General features: G+C 37.3%; 19 protein-coding genes. 7 read left to right on the top strand and 12 right to left on the bottom strand.

Features of this window, described 5'->3' with window-relative positions; translation table 11 throughout:
• Window positions 1-102: 102 nt before the first annotated feature.
• The gene (locus ACPUVN_RS17005) at window positions 103-1,356 is read left to right on the top strand and encodes a GGDEF domain-containing response regulator (protein ID WP_426359122.1); all 1,254 of its coding nucleotides are present in this window, start codon (window positions 103-105) and stop codon (window positions 1,354-1,356) included.
• A 466-nt stretch (window positions 1,357-1,822) separates the two neighbouring features.
• Window positions 1,823-2,392: a YceI family protein gene (locus ACPUVN_RS17000; RefSeq protein WP_426359123.1), complete on the top strand. Its 570-nt coding sequence runs from the start codon at window positions 1,823-1,825 to the stop codon at window positions 2,390-2,392.
• A 96-nt stretch (window positions 2,393-2,488) separates the two neighbouring features.
• On the opposite strand, the gene ubiK is transcribed toward ACPUVN_RS17000, so the two are convergent.
• Window positions 2,489-2,737 (bottom strand): ubiquinone biosynthesis accessory factor UbiK, encoded by a 249-nt coding sequence (ubiK, locus tag ACPUVN_RS16995; protein WP_426359124.1) that lies wholly within the window; start codon window positions 2,735-2,737, stop codon window positions 2,489-2,491.
• Window positions 2,738-2,916: 179 nt separating this feature from the next.
• Here ubiK and rep point away from each other — a divergent pair, with 179 nt between their 5' ends.
• Together rep and ACPUVN_RS16985 are read left to right on the top strand one after the other, a co-directional pair.
• Complete coding sequence (rep, locus tag ACPUVN_RS16990) at window positions 2,917-4,935, top strand: DNA helicase Rep (RefSeq protein ID WP_426369505.1); 2,019 nt, start codon at window positions 2,917-2,919, stop codon at window positions 4,933-4,935.
• A 1-nt stretch (window position 4,936) separates the two neighbouring features.
• A complete protein-coding gene (locus ACPUVN_RS16985) occupies window positions 4,937-5,833 on the top strand; it encodes a TraB/GumN family protein (RefSeq protein WP_426369504.1) in 897 nt (298 codons plus the stop codon).
• Window positions 5,834-5,900: 67 nt separating this feature from the next.
• Here the strand turns inward: ACPUVN_RS16985 and ACPUVN_RS16980 are convergent, their stop codons facing one another.
• The gene (locus ACPUVN_RS16980; protein ID WP_426369503.1) at window positions 5,901-6,674 is read right to left on the bottom strand and encodes a sulfite exporter TauE/SafE family protein; all 774 of its coding nucleotides are present in this window, start codon (window positions 6,672-6,674) and stop codon (window positions 5,901-5,903) included.
• A gap of 233 nt (window positions 6,675-6,907) precedes the next feature.
• Here ACPUVN_RS16980 and ACPUVN_RS16975 point away from each other — a divergent pair, with 233 nt between their 5' ends.
• Together ACPUVN_RS16975 and ACPUVN_RS16970 are read left to right on the top strand one after the other, a co-directional pair.
• The gene (locus ACPUVN_RS16975; protein ID WP_426359128.1) at window positions 6,908-7,153 is read left to right on the top strand and encodes a type II toxin-antitoxin system CcdA family antitoxin; all 246 of its coding nucleotides are present in this window, start codon (window positions 6,908-6,910) and stop codon (window positions 7,151-7,153) included.
• Window positions 7,153-7,470, top strand: a complete 318-nt coding sequence (locus tag ACPUVN_RS16970) for a CcdB family protein (protein ID WP_426359129.1) — start codon at window positions 7,153-7,155, stop codon at window positions 7,468-7,470. Before ACPUVN_RS16975 ends, ACPUVN_RS16970 begins: the two co-directional genes overlap by 1 nt.
• A gap of 102 nt (window positions 7,471-7,572) precedes the next feature.
• Here the strand turns inward: ACPUVN_RS16970 and ubiB are convergent, their stop codons facing one another.
• The 3 genes from ubiB to ubiE are packed head-to-tail and all read right to left on the bottom strand — an operon-like array spanning window position 7,573 to window position 10,631.
• A complete protein-coding gene (ubiB, locus tag ACPUVN_RS16965) occupies window positions 7,573-9,186 on the bottom strand; it encodes a ubiquinone biosynthesis regulatory protein kinase UbiB (protein WP_426359130.1) in 1,614 nt (537 codons plus the stop codon).
• Between the two features lie 30 nt (window positions 9,187-9,216).
• On the bottom strand, window positions 9,217-9,864 hold the full coding sequence (locus tag ACPUVN_RS16960; RefSeq protein ID WP_426359131.1) for a ubiquinone biosynthesis accessory factor UbiJ: 648 nt from the start codon (window positions 9,862-9,864) through the stop codon (window positions 9,217-9,219).
• The gene (gene ubiE, locus ACPUVN_RS16955) at window positions 9,864-10,631 is read right to left on the bottom strand and encodes a bifunctional demethylmenaquinone methyltransferase/2-methoxy-6-polyprenyl-1,4-benzoquinol methylase UbiE (protein WP_426359132.1); all 768 of its coding nucleotides are present in this window, start codon (window positions 10,629-10,631) and stop codon (window positions 9,864-9,866) included. The genes ACPUVN_RS16960 and ubiE overlap by 1 nt, the downstream gene beginning before the upstream one ends.
• Before the next feature lie 380 nt (window positions 10,632-11,011).
• Here ubiE and ACPUVN_RS16950 point away from each other — a divergent pair, with 380 nt between their 5' ends.
• On the top strand, window positions 11,012-11,218 hold the full coding sequence (locus ACPUVN_RS16950; RefSeq protein ID WP_426359133.1) for a hypothetical protein: 207 nt from the start codon (window positions 11,012-11,014) through the stop codon (window positions 11,216-11,218).
• 5 nt (window positions 11,219-11,223) lie between these two features.
• Here the strand turns inward: ACPUVN_RS16950 and ACPUVN_RS16945 are convergent, their stop codons facing one another.
• The 7 genes from ACPUVN_RS16945 to spoT all read right to left on the bottom strand — a co-directional run bounded on the left by ACPUVN_RS16945 (window position 11,224) and on the right by spoT (window position 18,180).
• The gene (locus ACPUVN_RS16945) at window positions 11,224-11,475 is read right to left on the bottom strand and encodes a hypothetical protein (RefSeq protein ID WP_426359134.1); all 252 of its coding nucleotides are present in this window, start codon (window positions 11,473-11,475) and stop codon (window positions 11,224-11,226) included.
• Window positions 11,459-12,031 (bottom strand): peroxiredoxin family protein, encoded by a 573-nt coding sequence (locus ACPUVN_RS16940; RefSeq protein WP_426359135.1) that lies wholly within the window; start codon window positions 12,029-12,031, stop codon window positions 11,459-11,461. The genes ACPUVN_RS16945 and ACPUVN_RS16940 overlap by 17 nt, the downstream gene beginning before the upstream one ends.
• A gap of 59 nt (window positions 12,032-12,090) precedes the next feature.
• Complete coding sequence (locus ACPUVN_RS16935; RefSeq protein WP_426359136.1) at window positions 12,091-12,582, bottom strand: FKBP-type peptidyl-prolyl cis-trans isomerase; 492 nt, start codon at window positions 12,580-12,582, stop codon at window positions 12,091-12,093.
• A gap of 30 nt (window positions 12,583-12,612) precedes the next feature.
• Entirely contained in the window at window positions 12,613-14,691 is a 2,079-nt protein-coding gene (recG, locus tag ACPUVN_RS16930; RefSeq protein ID WP_426370581.1) for an ATP-dependent DNA helicase RecG, read from the bottom strand.
• 52 nt (window positions 14,692-14,743) lie between these two features.
• The gene (trmH, locus tag ACPUVN_RS16925; RefSeq protein WP_426359137.1) at window positions 14,744-15,451 is read right to left on the bottom strand and encodes a tRNA (guanosine(18)-2'-O)-methyltransferase TrmH; all 708 of its coding nucleotides are present in this window, start codon (window positions 15,449-15,451) and stop codon (window positions 14,744-14,746) included.
• 60 nt (window positions 15,452-15,511) lie between these two features.
• The gene (locus ACPUVN_RS16920; RefSeq protein WP_426359138.1) at window positions 15,512-15,901 is read right to left on the bottom strand and encodes a RidA family protein; all 390 of its coding nucleotides are present in this window, start codon (window positions 15,899-15,901) and stop codon (window positions 15,512-15,514) included.
• Window positions 15,902-16,038: 137 nt separating this feature from the next.
• Window positions 16,039-18,180, bottom strand: coding sequence for a bifunctional GTP diphosphokinase/guanosine-3',5'-bis pyrophosphate 3'-pyrophosphohydrolase (gene spoT, locus ACPUVN_RS16915; RefSeq protein WP_426359139.1), 2,142 nt, complete (start codon window positions 18,178-18,180; stop codon window positions 16,039-16,041).
• Between the last annotated feature and the right edge of the window lie 145 nt (window positions 18,181-18,325).

Below are 18,325 nucleotides of genomic sequence, written 5' to 3'. Positions count from 1 at the left end.
AATCCTCTTCCATTAAAATTCTTGGCTATACTCAAATATATCTCTAAATATATAGCTTATTATTATGTGTGATTTAAGTTAATCACCATCAAAAGGATTATTGTGGTTCATAAATTACTTGTTGTTGAAGATAACCAATCCATTGGTAAAGTTATTGAAAAAATAGCGACTTCATTAGGTTTCCAAGTCACTATTGCTCAATCGTTTGCACAAGTTAAAACTATACTTGCACACAATCCTAATTTTTTTGCTGCAACCATTGATGTTAACTTACCAGACGCGCCGAATGGGGAGGTTATTCCTTACGTATTACAAAGTAACATCCCTAGCATTGTGATGACCGGGAGAATGGATGCACTAACACGTAAGAAAATCCTAAGCTTGCCTGTAATTGACTACATCACCAAAGAAAATGCACAGGCATATCATTACCTCTTGCGTGTGCTTAACAACCAACTCACCAATAAAGATATTAGCGTTCTAGTGGTTGATAGCTCATTAACTTCTTGTAATGAAACCGTAGAATTATTAAAACGTAGAAACTTTACGACCCTTGCCGTACCTGATGGCACAAAAGCTTTAAAAGTATTGGAAGATAATCCCGATATAAAAATAGTGATCACCGCTCACAATATGCCAGGCATGACAGGTATAGAACTATTACAAAAAATAAGAAAACAGCACACCAATAATGAGCTTATTGTTATTGGTACGTCACGCTCAAGTAAAGATACAGCTTCAGCCAAGTTTATTAAAAATGGTGCCGATGACTTCCTCAAAAAACCTTTCTGCCCAGAAGAATTCTATTGTCGTATCATGCAGCATATTGAAAAATTCCATAATTTAGAAAAAATTCATTTAGCAGATAACCATGACTACCTCACCAACTTACTGAATTACCGTCATTTCATAACAACAGTGACAGAAGCTCAAGAAATGTCGTTAGATGATCCAAGTACCAGTGTTTTAGCCATAATCGACATTGACAACTTTAAGAGTATTAACGAAACTCATTGCAATAGCATGGGTGACAAGGTGCTGATCAGTTTAGCTCAAAACCTTGAAAAACAATTTAGTGATCAAATTTTGGCGCGCTTAGGAGGTAATCAATTTGCCGCACTTATCAAAGCCGAAAATATTGAGGCGGCTAAAGCCCAATTACAAACATTGCAGCAAACGATTAGCCAGCTTGAAATAAAAGACAACGGTAACCAAACCAACTTTTCAGTCTGTATTGGCGCAACAACAATGAAAGGCGAAAACTCAATTGATGCGTTTTTAAAAATAGCGAATGACGCAATCATAAAAGCTAAAAGTGAAGGTAAAAATAAACTAATTTTAACTGAGGCATCGTAAACACATTTCTCACTTAGTAATATCAAATTACAAAATGTTGATAGAGCTATTCGCTAACTAAGCGTATGTTATGTCTATAGTAATATTATAACACCGATGCCTTTGCAGCGTTATTATAAGTCACTTTAACCTGGATCAGGGATAATAGGCTTTGTAAGTTATTGATTTACAATACCTTACTCCTAAATTAATGGGATTTAACTTATAGAAATGATTTTACTTCCCTCATGTTGTATTTAGTCCGTATATCAAGGCGTTTTTATGTACTAATAGCTGACTATTAGTAATAAAAACAACAACGGGAAGCGATTAAATAACAATGTTAGGCATAATTGTATATCCCGAATTCAGGTACTTTAGATTCTGACTAATCAAATTCAGTACTAAAACACCAAAAATACATGATTAAATAATTATGATATCGAATATAATTGTTTTTAATCGCCAGTAAAATCAAGGAATAAAAATGCGTATTATTGCACTAATAATGGGGTTGTTATTTACCCTGCCGAGTTTAGCTAATTGGCAACTTTCAAACGAGAAATCACAGTTTAACTTTGTTACTACAAAAAAAGCTGATGCAACTGAAATTCATAAATTTACTCAATTAAAAGGCGATATTTCAGCTAAAGGCGAAGTAAAACTAAAAATTGATTTAACGAGTGTTGAAACTAACATTCCAATTCGTAATGAACGTATGCAAAAGTTTCTGTTTGAAACTGATTTGTTTCCACAAGCAACGTTTACAACAAGCATAGATCATCAAACGATTGAGAAGCTAAGCGCGGGTGAAACAACGCAAGTTGATTTAACCGGCGAAATCAATCTACATGGTATTACACAAGCTATCTCTACGCGTGTACAAGCAACAAAGTTAGCAGGTAATGAGTTATTAGTAACAAGCTTAAAGCCTGTGATCATTCAAGCTAAAGCATTTAAATTAGTAGCGGGTGTTGAAAAACTTAAAACATTAGCGATATTACCGAGTATTAATCACTCTGTACCTGTTACTTTTTCGTTAGTGTTTACTCAGTAAGTTTTATTTACTGTTTGTTCAAAACTAAAAAAGCTTATTTAAGGTTTACTTAAATAAGCTTTTTTTATACGTTCAGCTTTCTAATTAATGGCTAAACTATTCTGCTAATTTAGCTTCAATTTCTGCCAGCTTAGCTTCTAACTCAGTTAATTTAGCACGCGTTTTAATTAACACTTGAGTTTGCACGTCAAACTCTTCGCGAGTAACCACATCAAGTTCAGCCAACTTACGTTGTAAAACTGTTTTTGTTTTCTCTTCAATATCGCTAGCTACATTTTTTAAGCCTGCAGGAATAGCGTCTGATACTTGCTGTGCAATCTCTTCAATTTTTTTAGCATTAATCATTTTTAAACTCTTCTCAATTATTGAATGACTCGACTCTTCCCTTTAAAAAAGAAGCTTGAGCTAATTTATTAACTCATTGTAAACATTTTTAACGATTGAGACTAAAATTATTCAGCTTAATTAGATAAATTGTTATAAAATCGTGCCTCTTTTAATAGCCCCAGAAATCGTTAAAGATAATGAAACTAAACCCCGGACAAAATGAAGCGGTAAAATATGTGAGTGGACCTTGCTTAGTATTGGCAGGCGCTGGCAGCGGTAAAACTGGGGTGATATGTAAAAAAATAGCCTACCTTATTGAAAAGTGTGGTTATAAAGCACGTAACATTGCGGCTGTAACCTTTACTAATAAAGCTGCAAAAGAAATGAAAGAACGTGTAGCTAAACTATTAGGTAAAGACTTAATTCGTGGACTTACCGTTTCAACCTTTCATTCTCTCGGTTTAGATATTGTTCGCAAAGAAATAAAAACCTTAGGTTATAAACCTGGTTTCACATTATTTGATGATCAAGATACCTTAGCGCTATTAAAAGAACTTACCAAAGAAGAATTTGATGGCGATAAAGACTTACTCAGTAAGTTACAGTCAATGATCTCAAATTGGAAAAACGAATTACAACTAGCTGATGCTGCGATTAAAAATGCAGGTGATGCTGATACTCTGATGTACGCTGAATTTTATGCGCTTTATCAAAAACACATGAAAGCCTACAACGCATTAGACTTTGATGATCTGATTTTAATTCCTACCCTTTTATTAAAGAATTATCCTGAAGTACGCGAACGCTGGCGTAAAAAAATTCAATACATGCTGGTAGATGAATACCAAGACACTAACGCCAGCCAATACGAATTAGTTAAGCTAATTGCTGGTGATAAAGGTTTATTAACCGTAGTTGGCGATGACGACCAATCAATATACTCATGGCGTGGCGCTAAACCGCAAAATTTAGTGTTATTAGGCGAAGACTTCCCTGAGCTCAAGTTAATCAAATTAGAGCAAAACTACCGTTCTAGTGGGCGTATTCTAAAATGTGCCAACATACTGATTGCTAACAACCCTCATGTTTACGACAAAGCCTTATTTAGTGAACTAAACTATGGTGTTGAGCTAAGAGTCGTTCAAACCAAAAATGAAGAACACGAAGTAGAGCGTATTGTTGGAGAGCTGATCGGTCATCGTTTCTTAAATAAATCTAAATACAAACATTACGCCATTTTATATCGTGGTAATCATCAATCGCGTTTGCTTGAAAAAGCTTTAATGACTAACCGTATTCCCTATAAAATAAGCGGTGGTACGTCGTTCTTCTCACGATCTGAAATCAAAGACATGATGGCTTATTTACGTGTATTGGTGAATCCGGATGACGATAACGCCTTTTTGCGTATTGTAAACGTACCTCGCAGAGAAATAGGTCCAACAACCCTAGAAAAGCTAGGTAGTTACGCCAATATGCGCCAAATAAGTATGTTCGCCGCCAGCTTTGAATTAGGTTTAGAACAAACACTTACAGGTCGTGGGTTAGCTAGCGTACAACGTTTTTCTCGTTGGGTAGTAGAAACATCCGATCATGCTGAACGTGGCGATACTGCTGCAGTTTTAAGAGCCGCTGTACGTGAAATTAATTACGAAGATTGGCTATACGACTCATCACCAAGTGCTAAAGCCGCTGAAATGCGGATGAAAAACGTAACACAGTTATTTAGTTGGGTTACTCAAATGCTTGAAGGTGATGAAAACGAAGACCCAATGACCTTGCCACAAGTTGTTACACGCCTAACATTGCGCGACATGATGGAACGTAGTGAAGACGAAGACGACTCTGATCAAGTGCAATTAATGACGCTTCATGCATCAAAAGGTCTAGAGTTCCCATATGTATTTCTTATTGGTATGGAAGAAGGTTTATTACCTCACCAAACCAGTATGGACGAAGGTAACGTTGAAGAAGAAAGACGACTTGCCTATGTAGGTATTACACGCGCACAAAAAGAACTTATTTTTACCTATGCACGTGAGCGCAGGCAGTTTGGTGAAGTTTCTCGCACAGAAGCCAGCCGTTTCCTCCACGAATTACCGCAAGACGATTTAAGTTGGGAACTCACTCAAACTAAAAAAAGTAACGAACAAAAACAAGCTACAGCAAAAATGGGCGTAGCTAGTTTACGAGATATGCTTAATAAGAATAAATAATATGATGATAAATATAGCAAAACACTTAACAAACAAGTTCGTCACTTTGGCTACTTTAGTTGTTCTATGTAGTTTACCTACAACGGCTTTGGCTAAAAGCTCAGTATGGAAAGTGTCTAAAAATAACGACCACGTATATATCGGCGGTACTATTCATGTTTTACCTGAAGAATATCCGATGCCAGTTGAGTTTATGAATGCTTACAAGGATACAGACAAGTTAATACTCGAAGCGCAACTACCCGATCCAAATGATGTAGCTGCTCAGCAAGCTATGATCGCACAAATGAGCTACGCCAAGGGTGAAAATCTCCAAAGTAAACTAACACCAAAAACCTATACTTTATTAGGTAACTACTTTGCCACAATAGGCAGTGATGTGAATCAATTTAACTCTTTCAAGCCTGGTTTTGTTATCACTATAATGGCACTAATTGAATTACAAAAAGCAGAAATATCAGGTGAAGGCGTAGATGCTTTTTTTGAAGCACAAGCTACAATAGAAAATAAGCCGATCGACTATTTAGAAACAGCAGACATGCAGTTCACTATGCTGAGTAAATTAGGTGAAGGCTATGAAGATGAATTTATTTTGGCTAACTTAGAACTGAATTCTAGCTTTACTGAATTTTTCGGATTTATCCTTGAGGCATGGCAAGAAGGTGATTCAGCCCGCCTCGAAAGTCTGATAAATAATGCCGCTTTAGATTCAGATGCAAAGTCTTACGATGCATTATTTTCAGCGCGTAATAAGAGTTGGGTACCTAAAATAGAAGCTATGTTTAACAACAAACATAAAGAACTCGTATTAGTAGGAGCAGGGCATTTATTTGGTAAAGATGGATTATTAACTCTACTAGAAAGCCAAGGCTACATAATAGAACAAAGCTCTCTTTAAGCTCAAAACCTATAGCAAGTAGCAACCACTACACATTGTTGCTACTGTGATTAAACTAGATCAAAGGCTAAATACTTCCTGTAATTAAGCCTAAACCAATAAATACCAGCAATACCGAAACAAACTTCTGTACTAATTCGATAGTTACTTTCGTTAAAAGCTTTTTCCCAAAATAAGCTCCAAGAAAAGCGGATAAACAAGCGCTTAATACTAACCACCAATTTACTGCATTTTCTGTTGAGCCAAAGTGCCAGCCATAAATAGCTAAACGATTGATATCAACCAATACAGCTAAAATAACGCCTGTAGCAACAAACTGTTCTTTAGATAAACCTGCTTTCAACAAAAACATACTTCTAAAGGCACCCTGATGACCAGAAAAACCACCTAAAAAACCGCTCAATGCACCACCAAAAGGTAGATACTTCTTGTTGATGGCTAAAGATTTGAAAAAAGGCATAAGCTCGACAACAACCAACAACAAAATAAGCCCACCAACAATCATCTTCATCATGCTAGTACTAAACTCATAAGATAAAAGCTGATAATTCACTACGCTATTTGTATCAGACAATTTGGTAAGCACTAACGCACCCAATAAAGCGAAGAATACGGCAGTAATACCAAACCTTAAGATAACCGATAAGTCTGCATTTTTACCCACTAAAAATATCTTAAAAGCGTTATTAGCAAAATGCACAATAGCAGTAATAGTAACGGCGATCTCAATAGGAAAGAACAGCGCTACAATCGGCATAAGTAAAGTCCCTAAGCCAAAGCCTGAGAACAAGGTTAACAGCGCAGCTGCCATCGCAACGGCTGAAATGATAATAAAATCCATAAAATATGACGTTCAGTAAAATATTTATAATAAAATTATAGTATCAGGCAAGTGTGATTGTTTTATTAAATCGATAAGCTTAATTCAATTTAATTAAGCTACTCTAGCTAAAGTATTAGAGCTTTAGAAAGGTGAGAGTTACTTATCTGCAAATAATTATTCTGAGTAGAGATCCTTTACAATGCGCATTACTATACGCATAATTAATACTAAGAATTCATTGGAGATATGTCATGAACTCATTATACGATTTTGAAGCCCCAAAAAAAGCAACAAACCTTAGCTTAAATAGCGACTTACTAAAAAAAACAAGAGCACTTAACATTAATTTATCTGCTACTTTAGAGCAAGCGTTGAAAGATAAACTAAAAAATATTGAAGCTAAGAAGTGGGTAAAGGAAAATAAAAATGCCATAAAAGCCTACAATGATTTTGTAGATGATAATGGTTGTTTTGGTGATGAATTTAGAGAGTTTTAATGTCACAATTTGATGTGTATACAAACCCAAGCAAGAAAAGCCGTGAAGCATATCCATATATTATTGATATTCAAAGTACATTAATTAGCGATATTAAAACAAGAATTGTGATCCCTTTAGGGAAGTTCAACCATTTCAGAAATGAGAAAATGGACGGTTTGACCCCATTAATTGAATATGAAGATGAGCAATATATTTTACTCACGCCTCAAATTGCTTCAATACCATCTAAATTACTCAAAAATCCTATTGGATCTGTTGAATCATTAAGAGACGACATTATTGCAGCGATAGACTTTGCCATCACAGGCATATGACATCTATTATAAGTCTAACATAGCAAGGAAAAAGTAATTTCCTACTGTTTTATCCCTTTGTAATGACTTGTATAGACTTGGGTTTTTATAATTACCTGATTCTTAATTAAAGCAAATAGCCGCTAATAAAATAGATGCGCTGATCAAAATAGCACTTAGCCCTATGATGGTGACCAGACGATTATTATGACGAGATTGCTCTGCCTTTAACGATTCAATTAATTGGGTTTGTTTGTTATGACTATCCTTTCCTGCACGTAAATAGTCGTAAACTAGATCTGGAATTTCAGGTAGTTTCTCATTCCAAAAAGGAATGTTTTCTTTAATTTTCGCGAATACCGCTTTAACACCCATTTGCTCTTTAACCCAATTTTCTAAAAAGGGTTTAGCTGTTTGCCATAAGTCTAATTGCGGATATAACTGACGACCTAAACCTTCGATATATAATAAGGTTTTTTGCAGTAGAACCAGCTGTGGCTGGACTTCCATATTAAAGCGACGCGCAGTATTAAATAGGTTAACTAAAACTTGTCCAAAGGATATTTCGGCTAATGGCTTATTAAAAATAGGCTCGCATACAGCTCTAATCGCAAACTCAAATTCATCAACACTGGTATTACTTGGCACCCAACCTGAGTCAACATGTAGCTGAGCTACTTTACGATAATCACGGTTAAAAAAGGCAACAAAGTTTTCAGCTAAATAGCGCTTATCTTCACGGTTTAGAGTACCGACTATGCCACAATCTATCGCGATCCACGTTGGGTCTGCAGGGCTAGTCGCATTCACAAATACATTACCAGGATGCATATCTGCATGGAAAAAACTGTCTCGAAATACTTGCGTAAAAAACACTTCAACACCACGTTCGGCAAGTAGTTTCATGTCTACACCCAACGCATTTAGCTTTTCGACTTCACCTACACCAATACCGTAAATACGTTCCATAACGAGTACATTTTTACTGCTATATTCGCTATGAATTTCAGGTACATATAAAACGTGATCGTATTCACGACCTTGTTCGAAATTGTGTTTTAACTGAATAGCATTTGCTGCTTCACGATTAAGATCAAGCTCATCTAAAATGGTTCGCTTATATTCAAGTACCACTTCTTTTGGTCTAAGTCTTTTACCATCAGGCATCCAACGCGCAACAATACCAGCAAACATCGCCATCACTTTTAAATCAGCAATAATTACGGTTTCGATATCTGGGCGTAATACCTTAATAACAATATTACTGGTGGTGCTTATGGTACTTTCGTCATCTGCGTCAGTTTGTTGGGAAGTATGCAGCTTAGCGGTATGGACTTGCGCGATAGAAGCAGACGCTAATGGCTCAATATTAAATTCGCTAAAGTATTGGTTAAATATCTCTTCGCCCATTGCATCAATGATTAGCTGTTTAGCTTTTTCACCATCAAACGGTTCAACTCGATCTTGCAATAACGCCAATTCATCTGCAAAGTCTGGCGGTAATAAGTCGCGTCTTGTAGAAAGCATTTGACCAAATTTAATAAAAACAGGGCCTAACGATTCAATCGCAAGTCTAAATCTTAGGGCTACAGGTTTGTCTTTATGTTTGTTGCGTAGCCAAAATAAACAGACACGCGCTACTTTTACGTACCAAGGTAAAGATTTTTGAGGTACAAGCTCGTCTAATCCGTATTGGAGAAAGGTTTGAAGAATTTTATAAAGACGTACGCTACTCACAAGAATCCTTGTTGATCGTTATTGAGATATTTAGGTAGACTGTTTATCAGCTTTAAATAATAGCGCTTTTTCAACCGCTAGAAATCTATCCACTAATGTTTCGGTACGAATATCTAATTCACTAACTTGTAAATTAAATACCGCTATTTGACTGCTCGTTACCACTAAACGCTTTTCGTGCACTAACCATTCGCTTGAATCAGCCTGAATTTGCTTAGCGGCGAAACCTAACTTATCTGCCATTTTTTTACTGAATTGTGTCAATTTATAAGTAGGTATATCGCCAATATGTTTAGCTAGCCCGCTTTGCCAATCAATATCTAAGGTTTCAGCGACACTCGCAAAATGTTGTGCGACTTTAATATCGCCAACAATGTCGAGTTTGTCTTGTTTGATCAGATCTGTCAGCTGATGCTCATTTTTTAAAGCAACTAAGGTTTTAATGCTGGTGTGAATGGCGCAATCAGAGTTTTCACTTAACGAGGTAACCAATACTTTACTGTTACTCACAATAAAACTTAATGGAAACCCCAACTCAGTTAAATGAACCACTAAGTTTTTTTGCTCTAGTGCATACAAGCCTTGAGTGCCGTTCAAACTTAAGCCTAAAGCTTTATTAATAATAGCTTCAAGCACCGAACACAAAAGCTGTTGATGCATTGTTGTATTGTTTGCCACTAAAATTTATAACCTTTATGCAGTGCTACAACGCCGCCCGTTAGGTTTTTATAGGTAGTTTGCTCGAAGCCTGCGTTATCCATCATGTCTTTTAATGTATCTTGATCAGGATGCATACGAATAGACTCAGCTAAGTATTGATAACTATCGCCATCTTTAGCTACTAACTCGCCCATTTTTGGCAAAATGTTAAACGAGTAAAAGTCGTAAGCTTTACTAATAATTTCTTGCTCTGGCTTTGAAAATTCTAGTACTAACAAACGACCGCCAGGTTTAAGCACACGATACATAGAGCGAAGCGCTTCATCTTTATCTGTTACGTTACGTAAACCGAATGCAATAGTAATAATATCGAAAGTATTATCTTCAAAAGGCAGGTGCTGTGCGTTAGCTTGTACATAATCAATGTTTTGTACTAAACCACGATCACGTAATTTATCGCGACCGACATTCAACATTGAACTGTTAATATCAGCTAAAACTACTTGTCCGTCTTTACCTACAAGCTGCGAAAACTTTGCTGTTAAATCGCCTGTACCACCAGCTAAATCAAGTACTTTGTTACCTGGGCGTACACCACTAGCATCTATGGTAAATCGCTTCCATAAACGATGAATACCAAACGACATTAAATCATTCATTACATCGTATTGGGCTGCTACGGAATGAAATACTCCCGCAACTTTAGATTCTTTTTCACTTTTGTCTACCGTTTGGTAACCAAAGTGAGTACTGTTATCTTGATTGTCTTGATCTTGAAGTGACATCTTAAATTCGCTTGTAGCAATAATTAACCTTAGTTTAACTCACTTTTACTTAATTATTAATAGTTAACCTGAGCTCGGCTTAACATATTATTCTCTAACCGCTACTTTTACTTGCTTCATCGTTAAATTTACTTGCAATAGGCTAGCTATTGACGCGAAATTTGCCTTGAAGAAAGAAAAACTATCAAGCTAGAGTATGATTTAAGTTTTATTAGTAATAATTTCAATGAATTAAAAACATCTTAAACCGAGTTCAGGTTAATTAACCTGTTATAGATAAAATTATATTTAATTGCACCTTGAAGGACTTATGCCATCGAATGAAATATTAGTTAGTTTGTAATAGCATTGGCAGAAATAACTTAACAGAAGGATTAAAAATGATGTCTAAATTTATATCGGTGAGCTTACTTGTGATGTTATCCGCGTGTACTTCTCAACAACTTTATAACCATACAAAGTTACAAATAAAAACACATTGCGATACAAAGGTCGGCGTTGAAAAGGAACAATGTGTAGAGCAAGCTAATACTAAGTCTTACAAAGAGTATGAGAAAGAGCGAAGTCAAATTATTGGAGATAAGTAATTACTTTACTTAACACTCACTTTTCCGCCAATAATTTTAAAAGCGGGTACACCTCGTATCAGTGTTTCTCTAGCGAAAGTAGAATTACATGAAGGGCAAACGCAACTCTCAGTAGTAAAATCTTGAGTGATGCGCTCTTTAAAACACTTAACTAAACTACCTGTGCCGCCTTTGCGATATTTAAACAGCTGGCTGCGGCATTTAGCACAAAAAATATTGACCGTTTTTGTTGGGCCTTTCTTATTTGGCTTTGCCACTTCTTTCTACATTAAGTTTTTTTAAGTTGGCTGCCATATCTTCTGCGGCAGTTTCAGGGTTGATGTCATGATCAATTTTTAAGATAGTGCCTTCTTTACCTATATAAAAAGTGACTCGGCTAGCAACACCCATAAAATTTACGACGTCATAAGCTTTTGCTACCGCTTTTGTAGGATCACTTAACATAGGAAAGTCAGCATTAGTTTTCTTGGCAAAGTCACGGTTTTTATCTAGAGGATCAACACTCGCCATAAAGTATTTAGCATTATACTTTCTAACTAAATGTCCTTTTTCAACTAACGATTTACATTCAATAGTACAGCCACGTGTATTTGCCATAGGATACCAAGCCAGTACAACGGTGCTTTTACCCAAATAGTCTTTTAGATTGTAGAAGTCACCCGTTGTCGCTTGTAAGTTAAAATTTGGTGCTTTATCACCAACTTGTAAATCGCTAGCTGTTGCTGAAAAAGTAACACTACTGATTATTACCGTAGCGGTAAGACAAAGTAACAAGTAGGCTTTTTGACTAAATTTTTGAAATAACGCGTGCATGTAAATATTTCCTTATTTGAGTAACTGACTCGAGTTTGAGCTAAGTTATTTGTACAATTTTACTTTTGGCAATGCTTTGCACCTAATAACCAAATTTTTGATGTGAGTGCTGTATTGGGTCTGATTGATGCCCCTGAACTTCTTTCTCCGTAAGCCAACTCTGGCGGAATATAAAACTCCCACACTTCTCCAACGCGCATAAGTGCAACGCCTTCTTGCCAACCTTTAATCACTTTTGATAATGGAAGCTTTGCGGGTGAATGACGCTGATAATTTTGATCTACCATTTCGTTTGATGTTGCCACGCGCATGTCGTAGTTAACAGTAACTGTTGTAGATCGACTCGGCTTACAACCTGAAGCTGTTTTTATGATTTTATATTGTAACCCTGAAGCCGTTTGTTGTATGCCTTCACGATGTTTATTTATAGTTAACCAATTAAGAGAGCGATTCAAATTAATTTCATCATTTTTTGTTGGCGCAGTAGAACCACAACCCGCAAGTAATCCAACCATTAAAAGGTTGGCTATATAAAACATATTCTTTTTCAAATGAATTCCTTAATTATATCTCTACATCCGTTAAGCATTCGAATACTTCTCTTTATTTGCTAACCATCGGTTGATCAGTAAAGCCGCTTGCTCTGGGTATTTATTCCAAAGTAAGTAAGCGTGCTGCTGTATGGTTGGAATTAAGTGAGCATCTCTAACTAGGTCTGCTATTTTTAGCTCAGCTAAACCCGTTTGTCTGGTACCTAAAAGCTCACCAGGACCCCGTATTTGTAAATCTTTTTCGGCAATAACAAAGCCGTCATTACTTTCTCGTAGCACAGCTAAGCGCTTGGTTGCTGTTTTAGTTAAAGGGGTTTTATACATAAGCACACAATGAGAAGCAACCGAGCCACGCCCTACTCGACCTCTTAATTGGTGAAGTTGCGCTAAGCCTAAACGCTCAGGGTTTTCGATCACCATCAAACTAGAATTTGGCACATCTACACCTACTTCTATCACGGTAGTGGCCACCAATAAGTGAAGATTTCCTTCTTTAAACTCATCCATTACAGCTTGTTTTTCAGCGCCTTTCATTCGCCCATGTACTAAACCAACTTTCAATTCTGGGAGCTGTTCTTGCAAATACAATGCAGTGTCTTCTGCCGCTTGGCACTGTAATACTTCTGATTCTTCAATAAGGGTACATACCCAATAAGCTTGTCGATTATCTTCAACACAGCCTTGGCGGATGCGTTCGATAACGGCATCTCGTCGTAAATCAGGTAGCGCAATGGTGGTAATAGGTGTTCTACCTGGTGGCAGTTCATCAATCACCGAAGTGTCGAGATCTGCATATGCTGTCATCGCCAATGTTCTTGGAATTGGCGTGGCTGTCATGATTAATTGATGCGGGTATTTATTGTCGAATGCCCCCTTTTCTCGTAACGATAAACGTTGATGTACACCAAACTTATGTTGTTCATCAATAATAATGAGTACGAGATTTTTAAATTCTACGCTTTCTTGAAAAAGTGCATGAGTGCCTATAACCAATTGCATATTGCCGTTAGCTATATTCTCAAGAGCTATTCTACGTGCTTTAGCTTTGGTTTTACCTACCAGCCAACCTACGGAAATATCGAGTGGCGTAAACCATTTTTCAAAGTTAATGGCGTGCTGCTCGGCTAATATTTCGGTTGGTGCCATCAATGCCACTTGAAAGCCTTCACCTAGCGCCGTAAGTGCGGCTAATGCTGCGACTAATGTTTTACCTGAACCTACATCACCTTGCACTAAACGCATCATAGGTGTGTCGCCAGCTAAGTCTTTACGAATTTCTTTAACCACTCGTGCTTGTGCATTTGTAGGGCTAAACGGTAAGTTTTCTAAAAACTTTGTATTTAAGCTTTCGTTAATAGTTAAAGAGAAGGCGTCTTCTTTATCAACCGACTGTCTTAATTTGAGCATGCTTAGGTTATGGGCAATAAGCTCTTCTTTAATTAAGCGTATTTGTGCTGGATGCTTACCTTCTTTAATCTGTGCTGTTGAAGCATCTGGTGGTGGTCGATGTAATGTTTTTAACGCTTCGGTAAGCGTATACGACGAGTCGATAAACTCAGCAGGTAATAATTCTTCAACTTGACCACGCTCTAATCGAACTAATGCTTGTTCGGTTAAGTTTCTTAGGGAAATTTGTCTTACGCCATCCGTTGTTGGATAAACAGGCGTTAGGGTTTCTTCAACGGGTGTAAGGGCTACATCATTATCCAGTGATTTATACTCTGGATGAACAATTTCAAAGCTACGCGCGCCTCGGCTGATTTCACCATAGCATCGAATACTTGTGCCTACTGCTAGGCTACTTTTTTGGCTGGCGGAGAAGTGGAAAAAGCGTAGGTTGATTATACCTGTGCCGTCGCTCAAAGTTACCATGAGCATGCGACGTTTACCTTGAACGATTTGGTTAGCGGTTATTTCACCAATAATATTGGTATGTGTACCCACCATAAGATCACGAATTGAAGTGATTCGAGTCCGGTCTTCATAACGCAGAGGCAAATGGAAGAGCAAATCTTGAAGAGATTCGAGTCCTAGCTTTTCTAACTTAGACGCTAAACCTGGTCCTACACCTTTTAAAACGGTAATAGGGGTATGCGCTAGATTATTTATTCCAAGGCGAACCTGACTCATAAGCTAGCGTCCTGAGGTGTACTGTTCAACATTAATCGTCGATGTTTTGCCATGCGTCTTTTGTCATTTGCATTCTTTGCCACCAATCTTCAGAAGCGACTATTTGTCCTTCTTCATCAATTTGTGGATAAGGTAATCCTTTACGTTTACACGCTTCAGCAAAAATAGGGTGTCCACCTTCAAATAATACTCGTTGGCGACGCTCTTCTGATAATCGAGGTTTATCGTAAAGTCCAGCTAACTGGCGTTGGCGTTGTGCTTCATATAAAACCACGGCGTTCGCTACTGAAACGTTTAATGATTGCACCATGCCGACCATAGGTATAACAATATCTTGATCTGCTAATTCTAGTGCTTCTGGTGATGCACCAAATTTTTCTTGCCCTAAAATAATCGCTGTTGGCTTAGTGTAATCAATTTCGCGGTAATCTACTGCGGTGTCAGATAAGTTAGTCACTAACACCTGCATGTTCTGTTTCTTTAATTCGGCTATCGCGTCTTTGGTACTTTTATGACCATGAACATCTACCCAATTTTGACTACCAACGGCACTGCCACCTGACACACGCATTCTATCACTTTTCCAAACAGCATGTACGTCGCTTATCCCAATAGCATCAGCCGTTCTAACGACGGCAGCTAAGTTATGGGTTTTATGTACGCCTTCCATACATACAGTTAGGTCGGGCTGCCTTTTGTCTAACAAGGCTAAAATACGTTGGTGTCTTTCTGGTGTCATGCTACTGGCTCATAAATATAAATAATTAAGTATGGGTATTTAACTAAACGCGATTAGAGATTAGTTTGTGCTTGGTAATTCCATAATGCCGTCTATTTCAATATCTACATCTTTCGGTAGTCTTGCTACTTGTACTGCAGCACGAGCTGGGTAAGGTGCAGTAAAATACTCGCTCATTACTTCGTTAACTATCGCAAAGTTCTCTAAATCTTGTAAAAAGATATTCACTTTAACCATATCATTTAATTCACCACCAGCAGCTTCACAAACAGCTACTAGGTTTTTAAATACTTGATGTGCTTGTTCAGCAAAGCCGCCTTCAACAACTGTCATAGTTTCAGGAACTAATGGGATTTGACCTGAAAGATAAACGGTATTGTTAACTTTAACTGCTTGGCTGTATGTACCAATTGCGCTTGGTGCTGCATCTGTATTTATAATCGTTTTCATAATATATTTCTCTATCTAAGGTATTAATACTTGTTTTAGTACTTTTGTTAGCACTAGGTGTTAATACGTTTATTTAATGAATAATAATTAAGGTCATGGCTATTGTAACCATGACCTGTGTAATTGTTTTAAAAAATTTATTTGTTACGAATAACCTTTTGTACATCAACCATAACTTTAATTTTACGGATAATGTCGGCTAGATGTATGCGATCTCGACAGGTAATTTCCATATCAATAGCGTAAATTCCAGATTCTTTTTCGCCAGAATTAAGGGAATGTACGTTAGAACCTCGTCGTGCAATAACATTGGTTAATGCCGCGAGAGCGCCTTGATGGTTAATGATTTCAATACGCAGCTTAGCGATAAAGTCTCGATCAATTTCTGAATCCCATTTCACAGGGAATACACTGCCTTGTTCATGACCTTTAATATTTCTACAGCCTTGCTGATGAATAATAAGGCCTTTACCTGGGCTTAAGTAAGCTAAAATAGCATCACCTGGAATAGGTCGGCAACATTTACCGTAAGCTACCACCATACCTTCAGTACCTTTAATTGGCATTTTGGTTTTAGGCGTAGTTGTTACTGCATTGGCATTCTCGCTCAGGTTATCATTAACAATAAGCTCGCTTTCTTCAGTAAACTCATTCGTTAAACGGCGCGCCACAACAATACTTAGGGTATTACCTAAACCAATACTGATCAGTAATTCTTGGAAAGTTTTATGGCCGCTGTCTTTGATAACTTGCTGAACAATTTCTTGTGGAATATCAAGTAAGTCTTTTTTACCTAAAGCATGGCTTAATAAGCGTAAACCTAAGGCTTCTGAGTCGTTTTGTTCTTTAGATCGTAAATAGGTTCTAATTTGTAAACGTGCTTTAGAGGTAACTACAAAGTTTAACCAAGTCGCATTTGGGCGTGCCGCTTTTGAAGTAATAACTTCAATTTTTTGTCCTGAGTCTAACGGACGACTTAATGGATGCGGCTTACGATCAACCTTAACGCCAACACAAGAATTACCAACATCGGTATGAACGGCATAAGCAAAGTCGACAGCTGTTGCGCCCATAGGTAATTCGATAATACGACCGTCTGGCGTAAATACGTAAATTTCTTCAGGGAATAGATCAGACTTTACGTTTTCGATAAATTCAAATGAGCTACCCGCACTTTGCTGAAGTTCAATTAAACTCTGCATCCAACGACGCGCTTTCATTTGCGCGGTAGTGCCTTTGTCATCACCCGATTTTTTATAAATCCAATGGGCAGCAACACCTTTATCTGCCATTTCGTCCATATCGCCTGTACGAATTTGAATTTCTACAGGAATACCATGTGGACCAATAAGCGCAGTATGCAATGATTGATAACCGTTCGTTTTAGGGATGGCGATATAATCTTTAAAACGTGTTTCTACCGGTTTAAATAAGTTATGTACTGCGCCTAAAGTTCGGTAGCAGTCATCAATTTTATTTACAATAACGCGGAATGCATAAACGTCCATCACTTCATTGAATGACAGCTCTTTGTTTAACATTTTTTGATAAATAGAATAGAGGTGTTTTTCACGCCCTTGAACTTCAGCTTTTATGCCACTTTCTGCAAGGCGTGCTGCGATTTCTTCAAGGATGTTATTAATAATTTCTTTACGATTACCACGGGCTTGTTTAACAGCACTTTTCAGCGCTCTTGAACGCATTGGGTATAAAGCTTCAAAGCCTAATGACTCAAGCTCGTTTTTAATATCGTGAATACCTAATCGATTAGCTAAAGGTACGTAAATCTCCAGCGTTTCACGTGCAATGCGTCGACGTTTGTCAGGTCTAAGTGACTCTAACGTACGCATGTTGTGAGTACGATCGGCAAGTTTAATCAGAATAACGCGAATGTCTTGTACCATTGCCAAGATCATTTTACGGAAGTTTTCCGCCTGCATTTGTTCTTTGTTATCAAATTTTAGCTTATCGAGTTTACTAACGCCTTCAACGAGTTCAGCAACAGTATCACCAAATAGATCGGCAAGATCTTGCTTAGTTGCGCTGGTATCTTCAATAACATCATGTAATAAGGCTGCCATGAGGGTTTCATGGTCTAAGTTCATTTTTGCTAGATTAATCGCTACAGCAACAGGATGAGTAATGTAAGGCTCACCACTTGAACGCATTTGTCCTTCATGTGCATCTCTAGCAACAATGTAGGCTTGTTTCAGCAGCTCGATGTGCTCTTCTGATAGATAAGTTGCTGCTAGATCTTTTAATGGTTCAAAAAGGTACACTCAAAACGTCCTAAACAAATAAATTAAAATTTAATATAAATACGAATGAGATAAAAGACGAAACATTTGAAATACTGAAAGCATTTAATTTTAGCTTTATATAATTAAATGTACTTAAGAAAAGATGTTTTATTCGCCTTTACAC

Origin of the sequence: Pseudocolwellia antarctica, assembly GCF_049933045.1 — a bacterium.
GTDB lineage: Bacteria > Pseudomonadota > Gammaproteobacteria > Enterobacterales > Alteromonadaceae > Pseudocolwellia.
Note: the sequence above shows the minus strand (reverse complement) of the source record. Positions and strands in the feature narration are given on the sequence as shown.

What these genes read in the sequence shown, in the direction of transcription:
- ubiE (WP_426359132.1), bottom strand. Translation starts at nt 10,631, where the DNA reads ATGTCACTTCAAGATCAAGACAATCAAGATAACAGTACTCACTTTGGT.
- ACPUVN_RS16950 (WP_426359133.1), top strand. Translation starts at nt 11,012, where the DNA reads ATGATGTCTAAATTTATATCGGTGAGCTTACTTGTGATGTTATCCGCG.
- ACPUVN_RS16970 (WP_426359129.1), top strand. Translation starts at nt 7,153, where the DNA reads ATGTCACAATTTGATGTGTATACAAACCCAAGCAAGAAAAGCCGTGAA.
- ACPUVN_RS16975 (WP_426359128.1), top strand. Translation starts at nt 6,908, where the DNA reads ATGAACTCATTATACGATTTTGAAGCCCCAAAAAAAGCAACAAACCTT.
- ubiK (WP_426359124.1), bottom strand. Translation starts at nt 2,737, where the DNA reads ATGATTAATGCTAAAAAAATTGAAGAGATTGCACAGCAAGTATCAGAC.
- rep (WP_426369505.1), top strand. Translation starts at nt 2,917, where the DNA reads ATGAAACTAAACCCCGGACAAAATGAAGCGGTAAAATATGTGAGTGGA.
- ACPUVN_RS16985 (WP_426369504.1), top strand. Translation starts at nt 4,937, where the DNA reads ATGATGATAAATATAGCAAAACACTTAACAAACAAGTTCGTCACTTTG.
- trmH (WP_426359137.1), bottom strand. Translation starts at nt 15,451, where the DNA reads ATGACACCAGAAAGACACCAACGTATTTTAGCCTTGTTAGACAAAAGG.
- ACPUVN_RS17000 (WP_426359123.1), top strand. Translation starts at nt 1,823, where the DNA reads ATGCGTATTATTGCACTAATAATGGGGTTGTTATTTACCCTGCCGAGT.
- ACPUVN_RS16980 (WP_426369503.1), bottom strand. Translation starts at nt 6,674, where the DNA reads ATGGATTTTATTATCATTTCAGCCGTTGCGATGGCAGCTGCGCTGTTA.
- ACPUVN_RS16920 (WP_426359138.1), bottom strand. Translation starts at nt 15,901, where the DNA reads ATGAAAACGATTATAAATACAGATGCAGCACCAAGCGCAATTGGTACA.
- ACPUVN_RS16940 (WP_426359135.1), bottom strand. Translation starts at nt 12,031, where the DNA reads ATGCACGCGTTATTTCAAAAATTTAGTCAAAAAGCCTACTTGTTACTT.